Here is a 21,536-nt window from a genome sequence, read left to right as displayed (position 1 = left end):
ACTGCGCGTGCGGGTTCGATCCTGCGACGATCCTGCTCCCAGCGTCGCCCTCGACGATCCACGATGACGCTGGGAGCATGGTCCTCACCCGCAAGAGGTGCCCCGCTCAGCGGGCGACCTTGCGCAGTACACGGCGTACCAGGTCCGGCGTGAACCAGCGCAGCTTGCGCTCGGCCAGCTCGGCGCGGCGCCGTAGCCTTCTGGCCTCCCCCTCCGCTCGCCTGAGACGTCGAAGCAGGCGTTCGCTCCCCTCGGCGGCTCCGATCTCCTCTCCGGGAACGTCGAAGATCCCGTCCCCTCCCGTCCACTGGACACCGCAGACCAGCTCCACCAGGCGGTCGAGCTCCTCAGCGGTCGACTCCGGGGACAGGTGGCGTGCCCTGGCGTAGGCGCCGACCCGTTCCAGGCGCAGCGCCCCCTCCCCGCCCGTCTCCCCGGGCGGGAGCGCGCACAGCAGGCCCACTCCGGTGCGGTCGGCCGTGCGCACCAGTGTGGCCAGGGCCTCGGGGGCCAGGCGTGCCCCGAGGGGGAGCCTCATCAGGAACGGGGTCCGAGGGTCGTGCTCGGGCTCCGCGACGGCGAAACGCACCCGAGGGTCCGCACGGAAGATCTCCCGGATCAGACGCAGGTCCAGACGCTCCTCCTCCAGCAGCGGCCTGCGCCCCTCGCCGAGCGCGTCCCACGGTCCGAGCAGCCACAGGCGGATGTCGGGGGTGGTGCCCGACAGCAGCGCCGTGACGGTGCTCTCCGCCTCCTCCAGGGTGGCGCCCTCCACGTCCACCACCACTTCGGCCAGGGGCACCTCCCACTGCCGCTCCGGACGTTGGCGGCGCAGGTGGAAGTCGGGCACCCGGTTGGCCATGTACGGCATCCGGAAGCGCGTACCCGCCTCCCGCTGGGACTGCATCTGGGAACGCCCCAGGTGCCAACTGCTGCTGTCCAGGTCGGGGACGAAGACCGCGCCCTGCTGGCCCAGCCGGTGCCCCAACTCACTGTCGCCGCCCAGGACGAGCCGGGTGTCCATCCCTCCGGCCCGGTCGAACAGCGCGCGGTGCAGGGATCCGGTGGCGCCCACGAACACCTTGTGCGCCCTGTGGTGGGCGGTGCGCAACCGGTCGTACCTCGCGATGGACTTCTCCACCCAGTGCGGGTCGGCGGACTCGCGGTCGAACAGGTCGGCGGCCCGGCCCGCGCGCACCTGCTCCGCCACGTATCCGGGGTCCATCGTCTCGGGGTCGAAGTCCACGAACATCTTGTGCCCCATCACCACCGCGTAGTCGAGCAGGTGGTGCCAGCGCATCTGCGACTCGACGTGTTCGCGGTAGACCAGCATGTCGGCGTCCAGGCGCAGGACGACCGTTCCCGACGAGGCCGCCACGCCCGTGTTCACCGCGTGACCCGAACCCCAGTCGCCCGGCGCGGAGGTGATCAGGCGCGTGTTGTCGGGTCGTACCGGAGGCAGGGTGAGCGGTTCGGGGGAACCGTCGTCGACCACGATCACCTCCATCAGGTGCGAGGGGTAGCTCTGCGCCGACAGGGAGGCCAGCACCATCGCCAGCTTGTCCGGGTGACCGTGCGCGGGAACGACCACCGACACCGACAACGTCGGCTCCCATGCGCCCAACGGCGGCGGACACAGGACCGAGTAGTCGTTGCGCCACACCCTCGGTGAGCCCTCGGCGTCCTGGGTCCGTACGGTCTCGACCATCGGGTCGGTGCGGGTCGGCGGCCGGCGAGGTACCAGTTCCGGGCCGGGCGTGCTCTTCGAGGTGCTCAACGGTGTCCTCCCGTGTACTCGCTCGCTCCATCGGGGCTGTCCAACGGCTCCGGCGCCCCCTCCATCAGGGCGCTGGGACGCCAGCCGGACCACTGTCCGGAGCTCTTGCGGAGGAAATAGCCGACGTCCTCGTTCCAGGTGTGGCCCTGACCCGCCCGACGCAGCATGTAACCCAGTCCGTGGGCCCGGTAGACACGTCCACCGAGGCGCCGTACGGCCAGGAGGAGTTGGCTGTCGATCGCTCTGGGCAGGGGGCGAAAGCCTCCGACCTCCTCCAGCACGGAGCGGTCGGTCACGATGGTCCCGCCCGCCACGTTGGGCGAGGGGATCTCCGACCGGTAGCTCCGCCACACGGTCAGGTCGAGTTCCTCCAGGTACACGTAGTCCGGGCTGCATCCGACCAGGTCGGCGCCGGAATAGGTCCGTGCCAGCATCAGGTCGGCCAGGTGGTCGGGGCCGTACCAGTCGTCGTCGTCCCACTTGGCGATGGTCTGCCCCGACGCCCTGTCCACGGAGTCGTTGAGCACCGAGCCGAACACCTGGTCCGCGTCGGCCTCGTGCACCGTGATCGGGGCCCCCGTGGCGGCGAAGGCGGTCACCGCCGAGTTCACCTCGGGAAGGGAGGCGGAAAAGCCGTGCAGGGTGAGCACCACCTCCAGGCGCACGTCGCGCTGGCGGGCGATCTGGGCCAGCGCGAACCCGACCATCTCCGGACGTCGGGTGCACAGGACCACGGAGACCAGGGGCTCGGGCGGCAGGGGGATTCCGGCCCGCCTTCCCAGACAGCGCCAGCGAGCGAGTTGGCCGTGGGCGCGCAGAGCGGCACGGCGCAGTCGGATGCTGTGCTCCTCACGGACCAACGGGTCGCGCAACGCCTCCTCCCCCACCGTGGTCAGCAGGTCGGCCAGGGGTCGTCCGAGAGCCGCCGTCCATGCGGGGAGGGTGCCGCTGACCAGGGGCACGCCCGCCGCCGCCAGGGAGGCCACGGCGCGGACGGCGGCGACGGGGCCGCTGTGGCCGAACCAGTCGACGCGGACACCGCGCAGGTACCGGCAACGGCCGACGTCCAGGTCGGTGACCGTGCCGTCGTCGGGGAGGGTGGCCAGGATCCTGTCACCGTCGCGGACCACGGCGTGCGAGCCGTGGACGGTGAGATCGCCCATGGGACCTTCGGACTTCCTGGTGAAGCCGACGGGGTTGACCACGCGCTCGTCCACCGGGGCGACCAGCAGGGTCGGGTCCGCGGTCAGCACGTCCAGGGCGCCGTCGGCCCTGGTGGCGCCGTCCTCCGCCAGGTCGGGGACGGTCTCGATGTGGGCCAGGTTCTCCCACGCACCGGCCGAGGTGGTCCGCACGTCCAGGCAGGCGACGGCCTCGTCCCGCCAGGCGGGCAGCGGACCGCCGTCGTCCGTGCGCACGACGAGGTCGACGACCGGGGTGACCCGGCGCAGCGGGACCGGCCCCGTGGCGTCCAGTCCCGCGGCCGAGACGTCACCGGAGCGCCACAGGGCTCCCTGGGAACCGTGCAGTCCTCCCAAGGGGACGGGTCGGGGGGCTCTGCGACCTCCGCCCGCCCCGTGCAGGATCCTGTCCAGGGCCGCGGCGGTCTCGGTCCCCCCGGGGAAGTACAGCTCGCAGACCCAACCGCGTCTGCCCGTCCTGCGTACCCGTAGCTCCTGGAGACCGCGCCACTCGTCCAGGCCCGGCGGTGTGGGCACCAGAGGGCCCTGGTGTCCGGGGGTGTCGAGCACGGCCGCGACCAGGTGCACGGCGGGCGGCAGGTGGAGCGCGGTGGTGAGGCAGCGTCGCAGATCGGTGAGGCTGGCCGCGACGACCGCCACCAACCCGACGGTCGCGCTCCCCTCTCCTTCGCCCTCTCCCCCGATGGGCAGGCCCATGGGGCAGGTGTCCAGGTCGACGAGACTGTCACGGGCCCTGAGCCGGAGTCGGGCGAGGGGGGCGCAGCCCTGTCCCCGGAATCCGGTGTGGCACAGCACCGCGGGTTCTCTTCCGCGTGTACGCAGGCCCTGGCGGAGTACGGAGGTGATCATCGGGCGACCTCGGTGGGTGTGGGAAAGCGGCGTCGCACCCCAACAGGGCACGCACCAGATCTAAAAACCCAGAGTAGTCAAATGATCACATTCAGACTTGGCGTGCGGCGGTGTGTCGGCACAACCGGCGCACCGCCCGCCTCCGTGCTCCGCCCATGGCGGAGCCCTCCTCCGGGCTCCGCTCGGCCCCGGCCCCGGCCCTCGCGCGCCGGCCGGACACCCCCTCGGCTCAGCGGGCCAGCTTCCGCAGCACCCTGCGACCCAGACCGGGGGTGAACCAGCGCAGCTTGCGTTCGGCGCGTCTGGCCCGGGCGCGCATCCGCTCGGCCTCGGCGAGCGCGTGGGCGAGTCTGCGACGCAACGTCTCAGGGCTCTCCGGCTCACCCCGTTCCTCCACGACCACGTAATCCTCCCCCGGTGTCCAGTGCGTGCCGTAGACCTCCTCCACCCCACGGTCCAGTTCCTCGTCGTCGGCGTCCGGCCACAGGTGGCGGGCCCGCGCGTAGGCGGCGGCCCGTTCCAACCGCAGGACGCCTCCGCTGCGGGTGGCCCCGGGCAACGGCGCGCACAACAGTCCCGCCCTGTTCTCGTCCACCGCCTCCAGCAGGTCCGCGACGGCATGTTCCCGCAGCGCCGTGTCCACGGGCACGCGCAGCCGGAAGGGCACGCGGGGGTCGGGGGCGGGCGCGGACTCCACCAGGCGCACCCGCGGATCTCCTCGGAAGGTCTCCCGGACCAGGCGCAGGTCGAGCCGTTCCTCGTCCAGAGGGGAACGTCGCCCCTCCCCCAACCCGCTCCAGGGACCGACCAACCACAACCGGATGTCGGGTGTCGTTCCGGCCAGCAGCGCCGAGGCGGTGACGTCCACCTCCTCCAGGGTGGCGCCCTCCACGTCCACGACCGCGTCGACGATCGGTACCTCCCACTGCCGTTCCGGTCGTTGGCGGCGCAGGTGGAAGTCGGGCACCCGGTTGGACACGAACGGGGAGCGATAGCGGGTGCCCGCGTCCCTTCGGGTCTGCATCTGGGAACGGCCCAGGTGCCAGGCGCTGGTGTCAAGGTCGGGAATGAACAGGGCGCCCTGTTGGAAGACCCGGTAGGCGAACTCGGTGTCGCCGCCCAGGACCATCTCCGGGTCCAGGCCGCCCGCTGCGTCGAAGAGCGTGCGGTGCAGGGATCCGGTGGCGCCCACGAACACCTTGTAGGCGAGGCGGTCGGCGGTGCGCAACCGGTCGTGCTTGTCGATCAGCCGCTCCACCCAGTGCGGGTCGGCGGACTCGCGGTCGAACAGGTCGGCGGCCCGGCCCGCGCGCACCCGCTCCGCCACGTACTCCGGCGTCATGGCCCCCGGGTCGAAGTCCACGAACATCTTGTGGCCCAGGGCGACCCCGTAGTCGAGCAGGTGGTGCCAGCGCATCTGCGACTCGACGTGTTCGCGGTAGACCAGCATGTCGGCGTCCAGGCGCAGGATCACCTGTCCGGAGGAGACGGCCACACCGCTGTCGACCGCGTGCGCCGAACCCCAGCCGCCGGGGCCGGAGGTGATCAGGCGCGTGTTGTCGGGTCGTACCGGAGGCAGGGTGAGCGGTTCGGGGGAACCGTCGTCGACCACGATCACCTCCATCAGGTGCGAGGGGTAGCTCTGCGCCGACAGGGAGGCCAGCACCATCGCCAGCTTGTCCGGGTGACCGTGCGCGGGAACGACCACCGACACCGACAACGTCGGCTCCCATGCGCCCAACGGCGGCGGACACAGGACCGAGTAGTCGTTGCGCCTGGCGTGGGGCTGGTCCCGGTAGTCGACCTCCCCCCAGGGCAGGGCGGTACCGGACTCGGGCGTGCGGGCGAGGGAGCCCGGTTCCGGGCTCATGTCCAAAGTGGTCAACGGTGTTCCCCTGTGTACTCGGTGGTGGGCCGGCCCAGAGGCGGAGGTTCTCCCTCCAGGAGGGAACTGGGACGCCAGCCGAACCACTGTCGGGCGTGATCGTGCAGGAAGTAGGCCATGTCCTCGGACCAGGTGTGGCCTCCGCCGGTGCGACGCAGGACGTAACCCAGGCCGTGGGTGCGGTGGATCCGGCCGCCGCTTCGGGCGACGGCGATGAGCAGCTGGGTGTCGACGGCACGGGGCAAAGGCCGGAAACCACCGGTCTCCTCCAACACCACCCGGTCGGTGAGGAGGGTGCCCCCGGCGACGAACCGGGTGGCGATCTCCGACCCTCTACCGCGCCAGACGGTGACGTCCACCTCCTGGAGGTGGACGAAGTCCTGTCCGGTGCCGACGAGTTCGGCGCCGGAGTAGGTGCGGGCCAGTACCAGGTCGGCGAGATGGTCGGGGCCGTACCAGTCGTCGTCGTCCCACTTGGCGACCAGACTCCCCGAGGTCCGGGCGACGGAATCGTTGAGCACCGATCCGAACACCTGGTCCGCGTCGGCCTCGTGCACGACCAGGGGAAGGCCCAGAGCGGTGAAGGAGGCGATGGCCGCGGCCACCTCGGGAAGGGAGGCGGAAAAACCGTGCAGGGTGAGCACCACCTCCAGGTCCACCCCACGCTGCCGGGCGATCTGGGCGAGCGCGAACCCCACCATCTCCGGGCGTCGGGTGCACAGGACCACGGAGATCAGGGGCTCGGGTGGGACGGGAACGCCCGCCTCGGCGGCCAGAGCACGCCACCGCGAGCGCCGCCCGTGGTGTCGCAGGGCCGCCCGGCGCAGCCGGACGCTGTGCTCCTCCCTCTTCAACCGGTCGGCGAGGTCCGCCTCATCGACCCCGGTGAGCAGGTCCGCGAGGGGACGTCCGAGCCCGGCCGCCCAGGTCGGGACCGATCCGCTGACCAGGGGCACGCCCCCGGCCGCCAGGGAGGCGACGGCGCGTACGGCCGCGGCGGGGCCGGTGTGCCCCGACCAGTCCACCCGCACGCCGCGCAGGTGGCGGACCCGGGACAGGTCCACGTCGGTGACGGTGCCGTCGGGCGCGACGGCCACCAGGTCCTTGTCGCCCTCGCGGACGACGGCGCGGTCACCGTGGACGGTGAGGTCCCCCAGGGGCCCCCTCTCCGCCTTGGTGAATCCGACGGGGTTGACGGTGAGCTCGTCCACGGGGGCGATCGCCTCGACCGGGCCGACCGTCCGCGAGACGATCCGGGCCCGTGTACGCCCCTCCGCTCCGGCGAGGCGTTCCCAGGAATCGGTGTCGGTGGTGACGCGATCCACCACGGGTACGACGGGATCGGCCCACCGGGGCCGGTCGGCTCCCTCTCCCACCCTCAGCGCCAGGTCGCCCACGGGGGTGACACGGCGCAGCGGAACCGGCCCGCCGGCCTCCACGCCGTGGGCTCGGGGATCTCCTGGACGCCACAGGGAGGCCTCGGATCCGTGCAGGACGGCCGACGGCGCGACGGCCGGGCCCCGTCGACGCCCCCGGGTGCCATGGAGGACCGCGTCGAGGACCTCGGCCGTGTCCACGCCGTTGGGGAAGAACAGCTCGCACAGCCAGCCGCGCCGGTCCACCCGACGCACACGCATCTCCTGTAGGTCGCGCCACTGGCCCAGGCCCGGGGAGGCCGGAAGGGGAGGCTCCTGATGTCCGGGGGTGGCGATCAGGGCGACCAGGACGTGCGCGGCCCGGGGCAGGTGCGCGGACGCGGTGAGGGCGCGGTGCAGGTCGGTGGTAGTGGCCGCCAGGACCGCGACCAGTCCGACCTCCGCCCCCTCGTCCCCGGGGCGGGCGCCGGGGACCTCCACGGGCCGGCCGAGGGGGTGGGAGCCCAGATCCAGGATCGGATCGTCGGGACGCAAGGGCAGCCCGGACAGGAGGGGACGGGTGTCGGCGCCCGTGTGGCAGAGCACGGCGGTCTCGCTGCCGCGGGCACGCAGAGCGTGCCGCAGGGCGGTGATGATCATCGGACGTCCTCGGGTGTGCGGAACGGTACCGGCATGGGGGTGGGGGTTCAGGAGCCCTTGCGGCTGAAGACGTGAGCGCCTTTCTCCGCGGTCTCCTCGGTGCGGTGGAGTTCGGGGTGCTCGGCCATCCAGCGTTCGCCCACGGCCCGTTCGTCGGGACGCGCGGCGTCGTCCAGGACGATGACCACGTCCTCCGTGCAGCGCGGCAGCAGGACGGGCACGGCCGGGTAGCGCGCCTGGAGTCCGGTGGCCTTGGGCGGGCCGTCCACGAACACCAGACCGATGCCCTCCAGGTCGGCGAAGACCGCGGTGTCGTACCACAGGTCCGCGGTGGACCGTTCCCGTCCGTCGACGGTGACCGTGGTGGCGGGGATCTCCGTCAGCGGCGCGTGGCGGATCTCGACGATGTCGTCGAGTCCGTGCGCGGTGACCAGTTCCCGACTCAGATCGGCGTAACGGGCGTCGTGCTCCACGGCCACGAGCCTGCCGCCGCCCGCGCGGCGCAGCGCGTAGCCGAGCCAGACGCTGGAGGCGCCGCTGCCGCACTCCACGACCAGCGTGGGACGCAGCCGGTCGATGTGGCGCACCAGGACCCTGAGCACGTCGGGGGAGGCCGCCCAACCTCGGAGCGGGGGCATGAAGGCGGCGGTGTCCAGGTACTCGCGCAGTTCGGTCCAGGCGACCTGCTGTTCGTAGTCGTCTCGTCCCTGTGCGGCGATCGCGTGCCGGATCTCTCCGCTCATCCTGGGCAGAGCGCGCTCCCGCAGGTCGCTCAGGCGCTCCTGAACGCCCTCCAGGGCGCGGGCCGTCTCCAGCCGGTCGCCACCGAGGACCTCGGTGACCCTGCGGCTGTGGGTCTCCATCGCCGTTCCCACGCTTTTGGACAGGTGGCCGACCCTGCGCTGCAACAGGAGGGTCCCCAGCGCCAGGAGCGCCACCGCGGCGCCGAGCAGGCCCAGGAACGTGAGGGTGAGCACGTCCACCCCGTCGAGCAGCCCCCACAGCCCCAGCACGGAGGGGAGACAGAGCACGAGGGCACCGAACACCGTCCCGACGACGAGGAGCGGACCGAGACGGTTGCGCAGCGGCCGCATGGGCGGACACCTCCACAGGAGTTTCTGCCACGGCTCCGCCGAAGACGGGCCGTGAGGGGACAGGAGGGGAAAGGTCCGCCTCCCCCGGATGGAGCCGTTGATTCCACCACTCTTCCAGGAGGAGCGGGACCGAACCGCTCAGACACTTTCGACCTTAACGCTTCAACGAAATAACGGACGCTTCCCAGAGGAGAACAAAACCCGGAGCACACACAATTCTCCTGTTGTTCACCGGAGTCTCATGAATTACTCATGTACGCGTATCCGACGCTTTCGCCGAGGGCCCCACCACCCTCACGCGGCCCTTCGACGGGAGCTCCCGGGCAGAGCGCGGACACCGGTCACGTCGATGCCCGGCCGCGCTCGACGGCCAGAGCGACCGGAGCGAACGGCAACGTCCGTACCAGGGGCCGCCCTCGGCCGGGAGGCGATCGGCGGCCGGAGTGAGCCTGCGTACGGGACCGACCCCGGAAGACCAGGAGACCGAGCCCGCTCTCGCGCTCCAGGGGTCGGAGCGGGGAGCCGGTGACGCACGCCCCGGTGAACGGCAGCGCCACGTACGCGCCGTGGAGGGCCGATCGCACCGGAGGTGAGGGAGGGCCATCGGCACGACGGTGACGACGTGCGGCCCGGAACGAGGGGTGGGCGTGAACGGTGACGTCCTCACAAGGACAGGGTCCGGTGCCGCACGGGAAAGCGGCTCGGGCCCTCGAATCGAGCGTTGCGTCACCCCCGCCCTCGATGTTCCTCGGAGGAATGCCGGAAGAACGAACGGCCGACGATCCTTCGGAGAAGGATTTTTATCGGAAAAGCGCATTATCCTCCTCCACGACCCACGTTCTGAGAGGCTCTCCCATAAAAGCCATGATTAGGGAAGGACGCGCGGGGAAGTGCTGAGGGGGGACGGTGGGACCACGGACGGCCCTCTCCGGCGACAGCGCGCACACCCAGGGTCACACGGGCTCCGGTCCCCTCCGTCCCGTCGCCTCGGTTTATTCCCGAGCCGGAGTGTAAACGGCCTGACACCGGGCACACGGCCGTCCGACTGATAGCTTGCTGCCTAGCGATCCCATCGCTGGTGAACACGACGAATCGCGTCATTGGAAAGGTGCGTCAGAGATGTCTGCGCCGTATTCGCTCCCCGAACTGCCCTACGACTACGCGGCCCTGGAGCCGTGGATCTCGGGTCAGATCATGGAGCTGCACCACGACAAGCACCACGCGACCTACGTCTCCGGTGCCAACACGGCCCTGGAGAAGATGGCCGAGGCTCGCGAGAGCGGCGACTTCGGAACCATCCCCATGCTGGAGAAGAACCTGGCGTTCAACCTGGGCGGCCACGTCAACCACTCCGTCTTCTGGAAGAACCTCTCCCCGGAGGGCGGTGACAAGCCCGAGGGCGAACTGGGTGCGGCCATCGACGACCAGTTCGGCTCCTTCGACGCCTTCCGCGCGCACTTCACCGCCGTGGCCACCACCATCCAGGGCTCGGGCTGGGCGATCCTGGCCTGGGACACCCTGGGTCAGCGTCTGGTCATCGAGCAGCTCTACGACCAGCAGGGCAACATCGCCCTGAGCTCCATTCCGCTGCTGATGCTGGACATGTGGGAGCACGCCTTCTACCTCCAGTACAAGAACGTGAAGGCCGAGTACGCCAAGGCCTTCTGGAACGTGGTCAACTGGGCCGACGTCCAGGAGCGCTTCGCCAAGGCCCGTGAGGTTCGGATCGGCTGAGTCCGGTCGGAGCACGGCGGAGGGCGGCACCCCGGGGGTGCCGCCCTCGCGCTTTCGGGCCAGGGGGAGGGCGCGAGCCGGTCCGTGTGCTCCCCTCAGGGGCCCGCCCCCGGGTGCCGTGACCTTTCACCGGTGACCCCCGCCTCGAACGGCGGAGGCGAAGGAGTCTCCTGGTGCGAAGGGCCGGGTCGCCCCAGCGGGATCGGCCATCGCCGGGTCGGCTCTTCCTCGCGTCCGCGTCCGCCGTGCGGCCGTGCGGCACCTGGCCTTCGAGACGTCATCCGGGCAAATCTCCACGGGTAGTCTTACCTGTGGACAGAAGCCGTCCGGGATGTGGGAGGCGGTAGCGGACGTGCCAGCACGCGGTGAGGACCCCGACGCGCCGAAGTCGGTCCACGACGCTTCCCCGGCGGCCTCCGGCCCTTCACCGAACACCGATCCGGCCGTGCCCGACCCGGCCCAAGGGGGCGATGAAGGCTCCACCGGTGGCGGCGCGGGCCACGGCTCCGGTGGCCACGAAGGTCCCGGTGACACCGGTGGACCGGAGGACGGGGGCGGGCGACGCCCCCCGAGGCGGCGCCGGATCGTCATCGCCACCTCCCTCACTCTGGTCCTGCTCCTGGTGGCCACACTGGCGCTGCCCTTCACCCGCGAGGGCCTGGTGGACCTGTGGTGCGAGGTCACCGACGGCGTGTGCCCGGTCGAGGAGCTCCCACCCCTCACCGAGGAGGAGGAGACCGACTGGCGGGTCCGCATGGAGCCCGAGGAGGCCGCCCTGTGGGGCAACTACGTGGCCCTGGGCGACTCCTATTCCTCCGGCGACGGCGCGGGCGACTACCTTCCCGGAACGGCCGAGCCGGGCGGCTGCTGGCGTTCCGAGAACGCCTACCCCCGGGTGATCGCGGAGGAGTTCGACTTCTCCGGTTCACTGGCCTTCTACGCGTGCAGCAGCCACAAGGGCTCGGACATGATCAAGCAGATCGGCACCCCCGAGTCCCAGATCGAGCGGGTCACCGAGAACACCTCCCTGGTGACCCTGGGCATCGGCGGCAACGACCTCGGCTTCATCCCGGTCCTGCGCACCTGCATGGTGCGGATGCCCGTGTTGGACAGCAGCGTCTGCGTCGAACAGGAGGAGGACATCGACGAGCGCATGGAGACCTTCGAGGAGACCCTGGAGGAGATCCTCGCGGAGATCCGTGACCGTGCGCCCGACGCGCGCGTCCTCGTCCTGGGCTATCCCCGCCTGTTCCCCGAGGATCCTCCGGGCATGTACTACACGCTGAACCGGAGCGACCAGCTGTGGTTGAACGACCTCGCCCTGCGGTTCAACGAACTCATCCGTGACGTGGCCTACCGGGTGGACGGGGACGTCTACGGCTCGCGCTCCACCGGCAGCGTCGAGTACGTGAACATCCTCTCCGCGCTGAACGGCTACGAGGTGAGCGCCGAGGAGGCCTGGTTGAACGGGATCATGCTCGGTCGGCTGGGCGAGGGGCTGCGCGTGGACCGGGCCACCTTCCACCCCACCGCCCAAGGGCAGATGTCCATCGCCGAGCGGGTGCGCCTACAGATCATCGAAGGCCCCGAACGGCAGATCCACGTGTCACGGGAGACGCTGGACGACGTCGACCCGGACCAGCTGAGATCCGAGCTGGGCGGCCCGCTCGACCCGATGTTCGATCCCGACGCGCCCGAGGTCCCCGCCTCCCCGTCCGACGGAGCCGGTGACACATAGGCGCCGACCCTCGGGGCGCCCCACCGTGCCTCGCCCGGCGGAACGCCCCGTCCTCACACCACTTTCCGTCTACCGGCCCGCCTTGAGCTCCTCGATCACCTCGGCGAAGCGGTCCAGACCCCAGTTGAGGTCCTCCTCGCTGATCACGAGCGGCGGCGACATCCGTACCGTGGAACCGTGGGTGTCCTTGACCAGGACACCGTGCTCGGCCAGCCTTCTGCACAGTTCCGCGCCGGAGGCCAGGGACGGGTCGACGTCCACGCCCGCCCACAGTCCGATGCTGCGTGCGGAGACCACCCCGTCGCCGACGAACTCCTTCAGTCGGCGTTTGAGCACCTCCCCCAGGCGGCGTGCGTTCTCCAGGTACGGTCCCTCCGTCAACATCCGGACGACCGTCCTCCCCACCGCGCCCGCCAGCGGGTTGCCACCGAAGGTACTGCCGTGCTGGCCGGGTCGGATCACGCCGAGCACGTCCTCGTCCGCGACCATGGCCGACACCGGCAGGATGCCGCCGCCCAGTGCCTTGCCGAACAGGTAGGCGTCGGGGGTCACCCCACTGTGCTCACAGGCTCGGATGGTACCGGTGCGGCCCAGACCGGCCTGCACCTCGTCGGCGATGAACAGCACCCTCTCGCGGTCGCAGATCTCCCTGACACGCGGCAGGTAGTCCTGCGGCGGCACGATCACGCCCGCCTCGCCCTGCACCGGTTCGATGAGGACCGCCGCGGTGGTCTCGTCGATGGCCGCCTCAAGGGCCTCCGCGTCCCCGTAGGGCACCGATCGGAAGCCCGGTGTGTAGGGCCCGAAACCCGTCCTCGCCTCAGGGTCGGAGGAGAAGGAGATGATGGTGGTGGTACGTCCGTGGAAGTTGCTCCCGGCCACCACGATGGTCGCCCTGTCCTCGGGCACCCCCTTGACCTCGTAGGCCCACTTGCGCGCCACCTTGATGCCGGTCTCCACCGCCTCGGCGCCGGTGTTCATCGGCAGTACCTTCTCCTTGCCGACCATGTCGGCCAGGGCGCTCACCCACGGACCGAACTGGTCGTTGTAGAAGGCGCGGCTGGTCAGCGTCACCCGGTCGATCTGCCGATGCGCCGCCGCGAGCAGTTCGGGGTTGTGGTGGCCGAAGTTCATGGCCGAGTATCCGGCCAGACAGTCCAGGTACCGTTTGCCCTCGACGTCGGTCACCCAGGCGCCACGGCCCTCGGCGATCACGACGGGAAGGGGGGAGTAGTTGTGCGCCGAACGCGCCTGCGCGAGCGCGATGTGGTCCGTGCTGGAGAGTTCCCCCGCGCCGGGGTCTCCGGCCGGGTCCCGCTGTTCCAGGTTCTGGGTGTTGCCCATCTAGCCGCTCCGATCACCATTGACCGATGTCAGACAAGTGATACCCACCGGCGGACCGGGTAGCGCCCTCCGGCGGGAAGTCCCAAGAGTTGAGCAGATGATCCGGTCAGCCCACAAGGGGTGAGAGGAATCACAGCTCTTGGCACAGGCCCGAAACCCCCGTGCGACGAGCACCCCGCACACCCCCTGAACGGGACCGGAACGCCTGGCGTGACCTGGAATAACACACCTGGTGATGCGCTCCACAGCCCTGGTTGCGGCCTGGCCTCCACCCGAGAGGTAGCGTCACACCAACAGCCACCCGGCCGCCGCGAGCGACGAAGCCGTGGACGGTCCATCGATCGTGCCAGGGAGGTCAGGCGTGTCCATCTCCGCGTCTCAGGACGCCCCCTTCTCCCTTTCCCGGTTGTTCGCAGCCGTCACCGACGCCGTACCGGACCGGGCCGCCCTGGTCGCGGGGCCCCGCCGTCTCACCTACCGCGCACTGCGCGAGCGCTCCCTGCGCCTGGCCCGCCACCTGCGAGAGGCGGGCGTGCGGCACGGTGAGCACGTCGCGATCCTGTCCTTCAACCGCGCCGAGTGGCTGGAGTCCTTCCTGGGCATCCTGTTCGCGGGGGCGGTTCCGGTCAACGTCAACTATCGCTACGTCGCCGGCGAGCTGCGGCACGTCCTCGCCGACTCCCACGCCGTCGCACTCATCGCGGAGGACTCCCTGGCCGGGAAGGTCACCGCGATCCGCCCCGATCTGCCGAGGCTGCGGCACGTGATCCTCGTGGAGGACGGTTCCGCTCGCGAGGCCGTGGGGGTCGACTACGAGCGCGCACTGGCCTCGGCCTCCGGGGACACGCCGTTGCCGTCGACCGACGGCGACGACCACTACCTGCTCTACACCGGCGGTACCACGGGCTACCCCAAGGGCGTGCTGTGGCGACAGGCCGACGTCTTCCGTGCCGCCCTGGAGCGCCGCTCCCCCGGTGCTCCCCGTGCCCGCACCCTCGACGAGGTGGCCGAACGCGCCACGCGCCTCTCCCCCCAGCGCATGCTCGTCCTGGGGCCGCTGATGCACGCCGCCGGGCAGTGGAACGCCCTGAGCATGCTGCTGTGCGGCAGGCAGCTGGTGCTGTACACCGACCGTAGTTTCCGCCCCGACCGGGTGCTGGAACTCGCGCACCGGGAGGAGGTGCACGTGCTACAGCTGGTGGGCGACGCCATGGCCCGTCCGCTGGCCCGTCACCTGCTCACCGAACCGGGGTCGTGTCCTCGGCTGACGTCGGTGTTCTCCGGCGGCACGCCGCTCACCCCGGCGGTGCGCGCGCTCTGGCGCGCCTGGCGCGAGGACGTGTCGCTGGCCGACTCCTACGGAGGCTCGGAGACGGGCGTGTGCGGCTCGGCGACCGGCGGTGAACAGGGCTCCGCCCCTCCAGAGGAGACTCTGGCGGGGTCCGCCGAGAACCGCAGCTTCACCATGGGCGGCAGCATCGCGGTGCTCGACGACTCCCTGCGCCGGCTGCCTCCGGGCTCTCCCGAGGTGGGGCGGATCGCGCGTACCGGACGTATTCCGCTGGGCTACTACAACGACCCCATCGCGACCACCCGCACCTTCCCCACCGACGGCGAGGGACGCCGGTGGGCGTTGTCGGGCGACTTCGGCCTCCGGGCCGCGGACGGCTCGACCGTTCTGCTGGGCCGGGGCAACGCGGTCATCAACACCGCCGGGGAGAAGGTCTACCCCGAGGAGGTGGAGGCCGTGATCAAGGCGCACCCCGCGGTGGAGGACGCCATCGTGGTGCCCGCTCCCGACGAGCGACTGGGACAGCGGGTGACCGCGCTGGTCTCCCTGGCCCCGAACGCCCGCTTGGAGGCTCCGGAGTTGCGTGCGTACTGCCGCGTGAGACTGGCGGGGTTCAAGGTGCCGCGGACCGTGCACTTCGTGGACCGGGTGCGGCGCACCGCGGTGGGCAAGCAGGACTACCGGTGGGCGAAGTCGGTCGCGAGCCGGAAGGTGGACAGGTCCGAAGAGGGCCTGCCGGACCCGCTCGCGCTCTGAGGAACGCGAGCGTGCGGTGTCTTCGCCACCGGCGATGGGCCTACGATTTCGCGGCGCCCCTCCCGACGTGGGCGCCCCCTTGTTTCGGGCAGGAATTCCGTTCAAGCATGATCAACCGAAAATCGGGTCCATCACCTTCGAGACATACCTTCGTCCATCGCGTCAAGGCTAGAATGGCGTCGCCTGGTTCCAAGCCCCCGGTCTCCTCTCCTCTCTGGACGGCCCTGCCCCGGTCCGCGCCGAAGGCACCTGTCGCGTCTCCGGTCGGAACCTTGGAGCGCTTGCGCAACCCCTTGACCCACCTCCCACCCGTGCACACGGTGCGCGTGCGGTGGCACCACTAGGACGGAGGAAGGCGCCCCACTCCGGGGCCGGCCCCCGGAGGGCGCCCAGCAACCCAGATGCCCAAATCAGTAGGCAGCTACATCTTCAACGCGGTACGCGGTGGCGCCGTGGGCGCGACCGAGGCCCTGCCCGGTATCAGCGGTGGCACGGTCGCCCTGATCGTCGGCCTCTACGACAAGCTCATCGGTGGTGCGGGCCACATGGTCAGCGGCATCAAGCGCTACGTCACCGACGTCCCGCGCGGACGTGGCAAGGCCCGGGCACAGGAACAGTTCCGTCAGGTGGACTGGAGCGTGCTGATCCCCGCGTTGATCGGCATGGTGGTGTGCCTGGGGTTGGCCGCCGTCCTGCTCGCGCCCTTGGTGGAGACCTACGTCCAGTACGCCTACGCGCTGTTCTTCGGCCTGGTCCTGGCGTGCCTGTGGATCCCCTACAGCGGCTCGGGCCGGAAGTGGCGGGCCTGGCACTACCTGCTCGCCCTGGTGTTCGCCGTGGGCGCCTTCCTCCTCACCGGCCTGCCGGGCGCCAACCTGCCCGCGCATCCCGTGGTCGTCTTCTTCGCCGCGGCCGTGGCGATCTGTGCCTTGGTCCTGCCCGGCCTTTCGGGATCGTTCATCCTGCTGGTCCTGGGCCTGTACGAGCCCACGATCGGCGCTGTGGGAGACATGGACATCGCCTACCTGTCGGTGTTCGCCCTGGGCATGATCACGGGCCTGGCCCTGTTCGTGAAGGTCTTGCAGTACCTGCTGGAGAACTTCCACCACATCACCCTGGTCGTGCTCACCGGCCTCATGGCCGGTTCGCTGCGCGCCCTGTGGCCATGGCAGACCGAGGACCGCGTCGTCCTGGCCCCCACCGACGTCCCCCTGACCGTCGGGTTCGCGGTGTTCGGCTTCGTCGTCGTGGTGGCGGCCATGGTGTGGGAGCACCGCAAGAAGGCCCGGATGGAGGAGAACGAACGCCCCCAGGTGCCCACGCACGTGTGAGACCCGAGGATGTCGTGGAGGGTGCGTGCCCCCGGACCCTCGGGATCCCTCTCGCTCCACCAGTCCTTCTCAGGGCCCATCCGCCTCGCGGGTGGGCCCGAGTCGCAAGGTACCCTCATCGGCGAGGACCACGACCGTATAAGAGGCGGGGCCGCCACCGCGGCCCCGCGGCGCGGGGTGCCGGACACCGTTCCCGGCTGAGAGCACACCCGTCGAACCTGCTCTAGTTAGCGCTAGCGAAGGGACGCCAGTGAGCGCGTACAACATCGTGTCCATCGCGGGCAGCGATCCCAGCGGAGGCGCGGGGATCCAGGCCGACCTCAAGGCCTTCTCCGCACACGGGACCTTCGGGATGACCGTGGTCACCGCCCTGACCGCCCAGTCCACACGCGGTGTCACCGGGGTCCACACGATCCCGGCGGAGTTCGTCACCCACCAGATGGACACCCTCTTCACCGACGCCACCGTCCACGCGGTCAAGATCGGCATGCTCGGCACCCCGGAGGTCACCGCGGCGGTGACCGAGGCGATCGACCACCATCGCCTGCCGAACGTGGTGGTCGATCCGGTGATGGTGGCCAAGAGCGGTGACCGTCTCCTGGCCTCCTCCGCCGTGGAGGCACTGCGCGGCAAGCTTCTGCCGCGCGCGGACCTGGTCACCCCGAACCTGCCCGAGGCCGCCGATCTCCTGGAGGAGCCCGAGGCCACCAGTCTGGAGGAGATGCGCGCCCAGGCCGTGCGCCTGCTGGAGTTGGGCCCACGGCACGTCCTGCTCAAGGGCGGCCACCTGGACGGCGAGGAGAGCGTCGACGTCCTGGTCTCCCGGAACGCCGATCCGGTCGAGTTCGGCGCCCCGCGGGTGCACACCCTCAACACGCACGGCACCGGATGCACCCTGTCTTCTGCCATCGCGGCCCTGCTGCCGCAGCGCCCGGACATGGCCACGGCCGTCGCGGACGCCAAGGAGTATCTGACCAAGGCCATCCGACGAGCCGGCGACATCGACGCGGGAAGCGGTCAGGGACCGGTCCACCACTTCCACGCGTGGTGGTAGGCGCGTGCTCCGTCTCCACGGACATGGGGAAGGGGACCGGTCCGTATCGGACCGGCCCCCTCTTCGGATGTCCGGTGCGTGGCCGAACGCGTGCGGGGAGCTCCCCGCGGTCACCGCCGGACGTCCTCCATGACCGCGTCCGGGTCCTTCCAGTTCGCGTACCCGAAGAACTTCTTGGTCTCGGCCACCACCACCGGGGACAGCAGGAGCAGTCCCAGGAGGTTGGGCAGGGCCATCAGACCGTTGGCGATGTCGCTGAACAGCCACACCGAGTCCAGGCTGGCCACCGAGCCGATGAAGATGACGACGATGAACACCAGCCGGTAGGGCAGGACCAGTCCACGTCCGCCCAGGAACTCCACGCAGCGCTCTCCGTAGTAGGCCCAGCCGAGCAGGGTGGTGAAGGCGAACACCGAGACCGAGAGGGCCACCACGTAGACGCCGACCGGAGCCAGGGCCGGGCTGATCCCCGACAGGCCCTCGCTCATCGCCTGGCTGGTCAACAGCGACCCGTCCTCGTTGTCCTCCGCCTGCCAGACACCGGTGGTGATGATGACCATGCAGGTCATGGTGACCACGATGATGGTGTCGATGAAGGTCTGGGTCATCGACACCATGGCCTGACGCACCGGCTGCTTGGTCTTGGCGGCCGCGGCGGCGATACCGCCCGTGCCCAGGCCGGACTCGTTGGAGAAGATGCCGCGGGCGAAGCCCATCTGGATGGCGAGCAGGATGCCCGCGCCCGCGAAGCCGCCCGCCGCGGAGGTGCCGGTGAAGGCGTCGGTGAAGACGAGCTGGAAGGCGGGCAGGAGCGAGGCCCAGTTGGCCGCGAGGATGATGAGGGAGATGCCGACGTAGCCGATGATCATGATGGGCACCAGGCCGGAGGCGACACGGCCGATGCTCTTGATGCCACCGAGGATGACGGCCCCGGCGACGATCATCAGGACCAGACCCACCATCCACGGCTCCAGCGGCGTGATGCTGGTGACCTGTTGGGAGACCGTGTTGGCCTGGGTACCGTTGCCGATTCCGAAGGCCGCGATGGCACCGAAGACCGCGAAGGCCACACCCAGGGTGGTGCCCAGGCCGCCCTTGATGCCGTACTTGAGGTAGTACATGGGCCCGCCGCTCTGCTCGCCCTTGGCGTCGGTGCGACGGAACTTCACGCCCAGGAGGGCCTCGCTGTACTTGGTGGCCATGCCGAAGAGGGCGATGACCCACATCCAGAACAGCGCGCCGGGGCCTCCGATACCGATCGCCAAGGCGGCGCCGGCGATGTTGCCGACACCGACGGTGGCGGCCAAGGCCGTGCTCAGTGCCTGGTAGTGGGAGATGTCGCCCTGGACGGAGGCGTCCTCCTTGCGTCGGACGAACGCGAGCCACAGCCCGTGGGGCAGGCGGACGAGTTGGAGCAGGCGCAGGCGGATCGTGAGGAACACGCCGACACCGAACAGCAGCGGGATGAGGACGAAGGGCCCCCAGATGATGCCGCTGACGATGTCCGCCATGTCGAGGAGTTGGTCCATGGAGGATCTCCCTATCGGTGAGTGTGTGGGGGCGGGTCCGCCGGCGGTTCGGTACGGGGAGGTCCGGTGTCCCCGCTGTCGTGTCGGCGTTGCCGAGACCCTCGCGGTATCGGCAAAGAATCGCACCGTCGCATAACGAACACGTCACACATATTCCACATGCCGGTTTCTTCAGGAACTCGTGCGAATTCTTTGACGCGGGCGCGGCCTCAGACGCCTTCCTCGTCTCGTTGGGCCAGGGCGAGCCTGCTCAGGAGTTCGGCCGCCTCGGAGGGATCCGTCCCCTTCCCCACCGCGATGCCCAGGAGGTAGGTGGTCAAAGGGGCCGCGGGCCGGGCCACCGAATGGGCCGCGTCCCTGGCCAGGTCCAGGACCCGGTCGACGTCCTCTTTCCGGAGCGGCTCCATGCCGGTCAGTTCCAGTTCTCCCTGGACCATTTCGGCCCATTCCGTGAGGGTCACCGCAGGACTCCTTGTCATGACAGAACGATGACGCGGCGCTCGCGTCCACCGGAAGGTCGCTCGGCGGACGCACGGGCGCACGGGCTCCGTCACCGCCCGCTCGGCGGGCTCGTACCCGCTCTTTCCGCACGGTTTCCCCACGCCCACACCGCGGTTCACTCCAGGAGCCTAACGTCGGAGACGGTCATCCCCCGGCTTTGGAGCCACTCGCATGTCCCCGAAGAACACAGGCGGGCCACTTCGCGTGGCCATCGTGACTGAATCCTTCCTTCCGCAGGTCAACGGAGTGACCAACTCCGTGTGCCGGACCGCCGACCTGTTGGCCTCCCAGGGGCACCAGGCCCTGGTCCTGGCCCCCGGCACCGGTACCCCTTCCCATTCCGGTTTCCCCGTGGTCCGTCTACCGTCCCTGCCCCTGCCCTTCTACCGTGACTTCGCCGTGGGGCTGCCCGCCCTGCGCACGATGACCGCGGCGATCCGCGCCTTCTCCCCCGACGTGGTGCACCTGGCCTCGCCCGCGCTGCTCGGTTCGGCGGCCGTGGAGGTCGCCCGTAGGTGGGCGCTGCCGACCGTGGCCGTCTTCCAGACCGATCTGCCGGGATTCGCCGGACGCTACCGGCTCCCCGGTGGGGAGGCCCTCTGGTCGTTGCTGCGCCGTGTCCACTCCGCGGTGGACCGCACGTTGGTGCCCTCCTCGGCCACCATGGAGACGTTGTCCTCGCGGGACTTCCCCCGGTTGTACCTGTGGCGACGCGGGGTGGACACCCTCCGTTTCCACCCCGACCACCGTGACGAGGGGCTACGCCGCAGACTGGCGCCGCACGGGGAGAGGATCGTGGGTTACGTCGGCAGGCTCTCCCGGGACAAACGGGTGGAGCTGCTCGCCCACGTGGCGAGGCTGCGCGGCATCAGACTGGTGGTGGTGGGCGATGGGCCCGAGCGGGCCCGACTGCGACGGCGGCTGCCCGACGCGGTGTTCACCGGCGAGCTCGGCGGTCGGGACCTGTCCCGCGTGTACGCGTCCATGGACGTGTTCGTGCACACCGGCGCCGACGAGACGTTCTGTCAGACCGTCCAGGAGGCGCTGGCCTCGGGGGTGCCGGTGGTGGCTCCGGCCTCGGGCGGTCCCCTGGACCTGGTGATGCCCGAAGACAACGGTCTACTGTACGCACCGGAGTCCGTCCGTGAACTGCGGGTGGCGGTGGGTCGGCTCGCCCACAACGGCGACGTTCGTCGACGGATGGCGGAGCGGGCGCGTCCGTCGGTGGAGCACCGCACGTGGGAGGCGGTGGGTGAACAGCTGCTGGAGCACTACCGAGCGGTGATCACCCCGAGTCGGGACCTGGCCGCCCGCGAGGCGGACCGCGCCGCACGCCTGCTCTGAGGCCGGTCGGCGCGAAGGGTTCGGCCTCCCCCGGAAGGAGCGGCCGGGGGAGGCCGAAGGCGCGTCCGCCCCGCCCCCTTAAGCGGGATGGA

At 70.4% G+C, this 21,536-nt stretch carries 14 protein-coding genes and 1 riboswitch; of the genes, 6 read left to right on the top strand and 8 right to left on the bottom strand.

Annotated features, from left to right (window positions below):
- Positions 1 to 106: 106 nt before the first annotated feature.
- The 5 genes from PFX91_RS18795 to PFX91_RS18775 form a co-directional block, all read right to left on the bottom strand.
- Positions 107 to 1,777, bottom strand: a complete 1,671-nt coding sequence (locus PFX91_RS18795; protein WP_502888335.1) for a glycosyltransferase — start codon at positions 1,775 to 1,777, stop codon at positions 107 to 109.
- On the bottom strand, positions 1,774 to 3,828 hold the full coding sequence (locus tag PFX91_RS18790) for a glycosyltransferase family 2 protein (RefSeq protein ID WP_285733662.1): 2,055 nt from the start codon (positions 3,826 to 3,828) through the stop codon (positions 1,774 to 1,776). The genes PFX91_RS18795 and PFX91_RS18790 overlap by 4 nt, the downstream gene beginning before the upstream one ends.
- A gap of 229 nt (positions 3,829 to 4,057) precedes the next feature.
- Positions 4,058 to 5,698 carry a glycosyltransferase family 2 protein gene (locus PFX91_RS18785; RefSeq protein WP_285733660.1) on the bottom strand — a complete coding sequence of 547 codons (1,641 nt, stop codon included), beginning with the start codon at positions 5,696 to 5,698 and terminating at the stop codon, positions 4,058 to 4,060.
- A gap of 11 nt (positions 5,699 to 5,709) precedes the next feature.
- Entirely contained in the window at positions 5,710 to 7,728 is a 2,019-nt protein-coding gene (locus PFX91_RS18780) for a glycosyltransferase family 2 protein (protein ID WP_285733658.1), read from the bottom strand.
- 47 nt (positions 7,729 to 7,775) lie between these two features.
- The gene (locus tag PFX91_RS18775) at positions 7,776 to 8,822 is read right to left on the bottom strand and encodes a class I SAM-dependent methyltransferase (RefSeq protein WP_285733657.1); all 1,047 of its coding nucleotides are present in this window, start codon (positions 8,820 to 8,822) and stop codon (positions 7,776 to 7,778) included.
- A 1,119-nt stretch (positions 8,823 to 9,941) separates the two neighbouring features.
- Here PFX91_RS18775 and PFX91_RS18770 point away from each other — a divergent pair.
- A complete protein-coding gene (locus PFX91_RS18770; RefSeq protein ID WP_285733655.1) occupies positions 9,942 to 10,556 on the top strand; it encodes a superoxide dismutase in 615 nt (204 codons plus the stop codon).
- Between the two features lie 352 nt (positions 10,557 to 10,908).
- Positions 10,909 to 12,294, top strand: a complete 1,386-nt coding sequence (locus PFX91_RS18765) for an SGNH/GDSL hydrolase family protein (protein WP_285733653.1) — start codon at positions 10,909 to 10,911, stop codon at positions 12,292 to 12,294.
- 69 nt (positions 12,295 to 12,363) lie between these two features.
- Here the strand turns inward: PFX91_RS18765 and rocD are convergent, their stop codons facing one another.
- Positions 12,364 to 13,638, bottom strand: a complete 1,275-nt coding sequence (gene rocD, locus PFX91_RS18760) for an ornithine--oxo-acid transaminase (RefSeq protein ID WP_285733651.1) — start codon at positions 13,636 to 13,638, stop codon at positions 12,364 to 12,366.
- 361 nt (positions 13,639 to 13,999) lie between these two features.
- Between rocD and PFX91_RS18755 the strand changes: the two genes are divergently transcribed.
- From PFX91_RS18755 to thiD, 3 genes are all read left to right on the top strand, one after another.
- Complete coding sequence (locus tag PFX91_RS18755; protein ID WP_285733649.1) at positions 14,000 to 15,685, top strand: acyl-CoA synthetase; 1,686 nt, start codon at positions 14,000 to 14,002, stop codon at positions 15,683 to 15,685.
- Between the two features lie 401 nt (positions 15,686 to 16,086).
- Positions 16,087 to 17,016 (top strand): DUF368 domain-containing protein, encoded by a 930-nt coding sequence (locus PFX91_RS18750; RefSeq protein ID WP_285733647.1) that lies wholly within the window; start codon positions 16,087 to 16,089, stop codon positions 17,014 to 17,016.
- Between the two features lie 163 nt (positions 17,017 to 17,179).
- A riboswitch (TPP riboswitch) is annotated at positions 17,180 to 17,278 on the top strand.
- Complete coding sequence (gene thiD, locus PFX91_RS18745) at positions 17,267 to 18,070, top strand: bifunctional hydroxymethylpyrimidine kinase/phosphomethylpyrimidine kinase (protein WP_285733645.1); 804 nt, start codon at positions 17,267 to 17,269, stop codon at positions 18,068 to 18,070. Its footprint overlaps the riboswitch before it by 12 nt.
- 110 nt (positions 18,071 to 18,180) lie before the next feature.
- Here thiD and PFX91_RS18740 read toward each other — a convergent pair whose 3' ends face one another.
- A complete protein-coding gene (locus PFX91_RS18740) occupies positions 18,181 to 19,599 on the bottom strand; it encodes an alanine/glycine:cation symporter family protein (RefSeq protein WP_285733643.1) in 1,419 nt (472 codons plus the stop codon).
- Between the two features lie 209 nt (positions 19,600 to 19,808).
- Entirely contained in the window at positions 19,809 to 20,060 is a 252-nt protein-coding gene (locus tag PFX91_RS18735; RefSeq protein WP_285733641.1) for a DUF6457 domain-containing protein, read from the bottom strand.
- A 253-nt stretch (positions 20,061 to 20,313) separates the two neighbouring features.
- On the opposite strand from PFX91_RS18735, the gene PFX91_RS18730 reads away from it, so the two are divergent.
- Positions 20,314 to 21,444: a glycosyltransferase family 4 protein gene (locus PFX91_RS18730; protein WP_285733639.1), complete on the top strand. Its 1,131-nt coding sequence runs from the start codon at positions 20,314 to 20,316 to the stop codon at positions 21,442 to 21,444.
- Positions 21,445 to 21,536: the final 92 nt, after the last annotated feature.

It is taken from the genome of Nocardiopsis sp. ATB16-24 (genome assembly GCF_030271535.1).
Taxonomy (GTDB): Bacteria; Actinomycetota; Actinomycetes; order Streptosporangiales; family Streptosporangiaceae; genus Nocardiopsis.
This window is presented reverse-complemented; position numbering and strand designations above follow the sequence as displayed.

Bases quoted from the DNA above. Each gene is read 5' to 3' on its own strand.
- rocD (WP_285733651.1), bottom strand. From the start codon at position 13,638: ATGGGCAACACCCAGAACCTGGAACAGCGGGACCCGGCCGGAGACCCC.
- PFX91_RS18775 (WP_285733657.1), bottom strand. From the start codon at position 8,822: ATGCGGCCGCTGCGCAACCGTCTCGGTCCGCTCCTCGTCGTCGGGACG.
- PFX91_RS18740 (WP_285733643.1), bottom strand. From the start codon at position 19,599: ATGGACCAACTCCTCGACATGGCGGACATCGTCAGCGGCATCATCTGG.
- PFX91_RS18770 (WP_285733655.1), top strand. From the start codon at position 9,942: ATGTCTGCGCCGTATTCGCTCCCCGAACTGCCCTACGACTACGCGGCC.
- PFX91_RS18750 (WP_285733647.1), top strand. From the start codon at position 16,087: ATGCCCAAATCAGTAGGCAGCTACATCTTCAACGCGGTACGCGGTGGC.
- PFX91_RS18790 (WP_285733662.1), bottom strand. From the start codon at position 3,828: ATGATCACCTCCGTACTCCGCCAGGGCCTGCGTACACGCGGAAGAGAA.
- PFX91_RS18780 (WP_285733658.1), bottom strand. From the start codon at position 7,728: ATGATCATCACCGCCCTGCGGCACGCTCTGCGTGCCCGCGGCAGCGAG.
- PFX91_RS18785 (WP_285733660.1), bottom strand. From the start codon at position 5,698: ATGAGCCCGGAACCGGGCTCCCTCGCCCGCACGCCCGAGTCCGGTACC.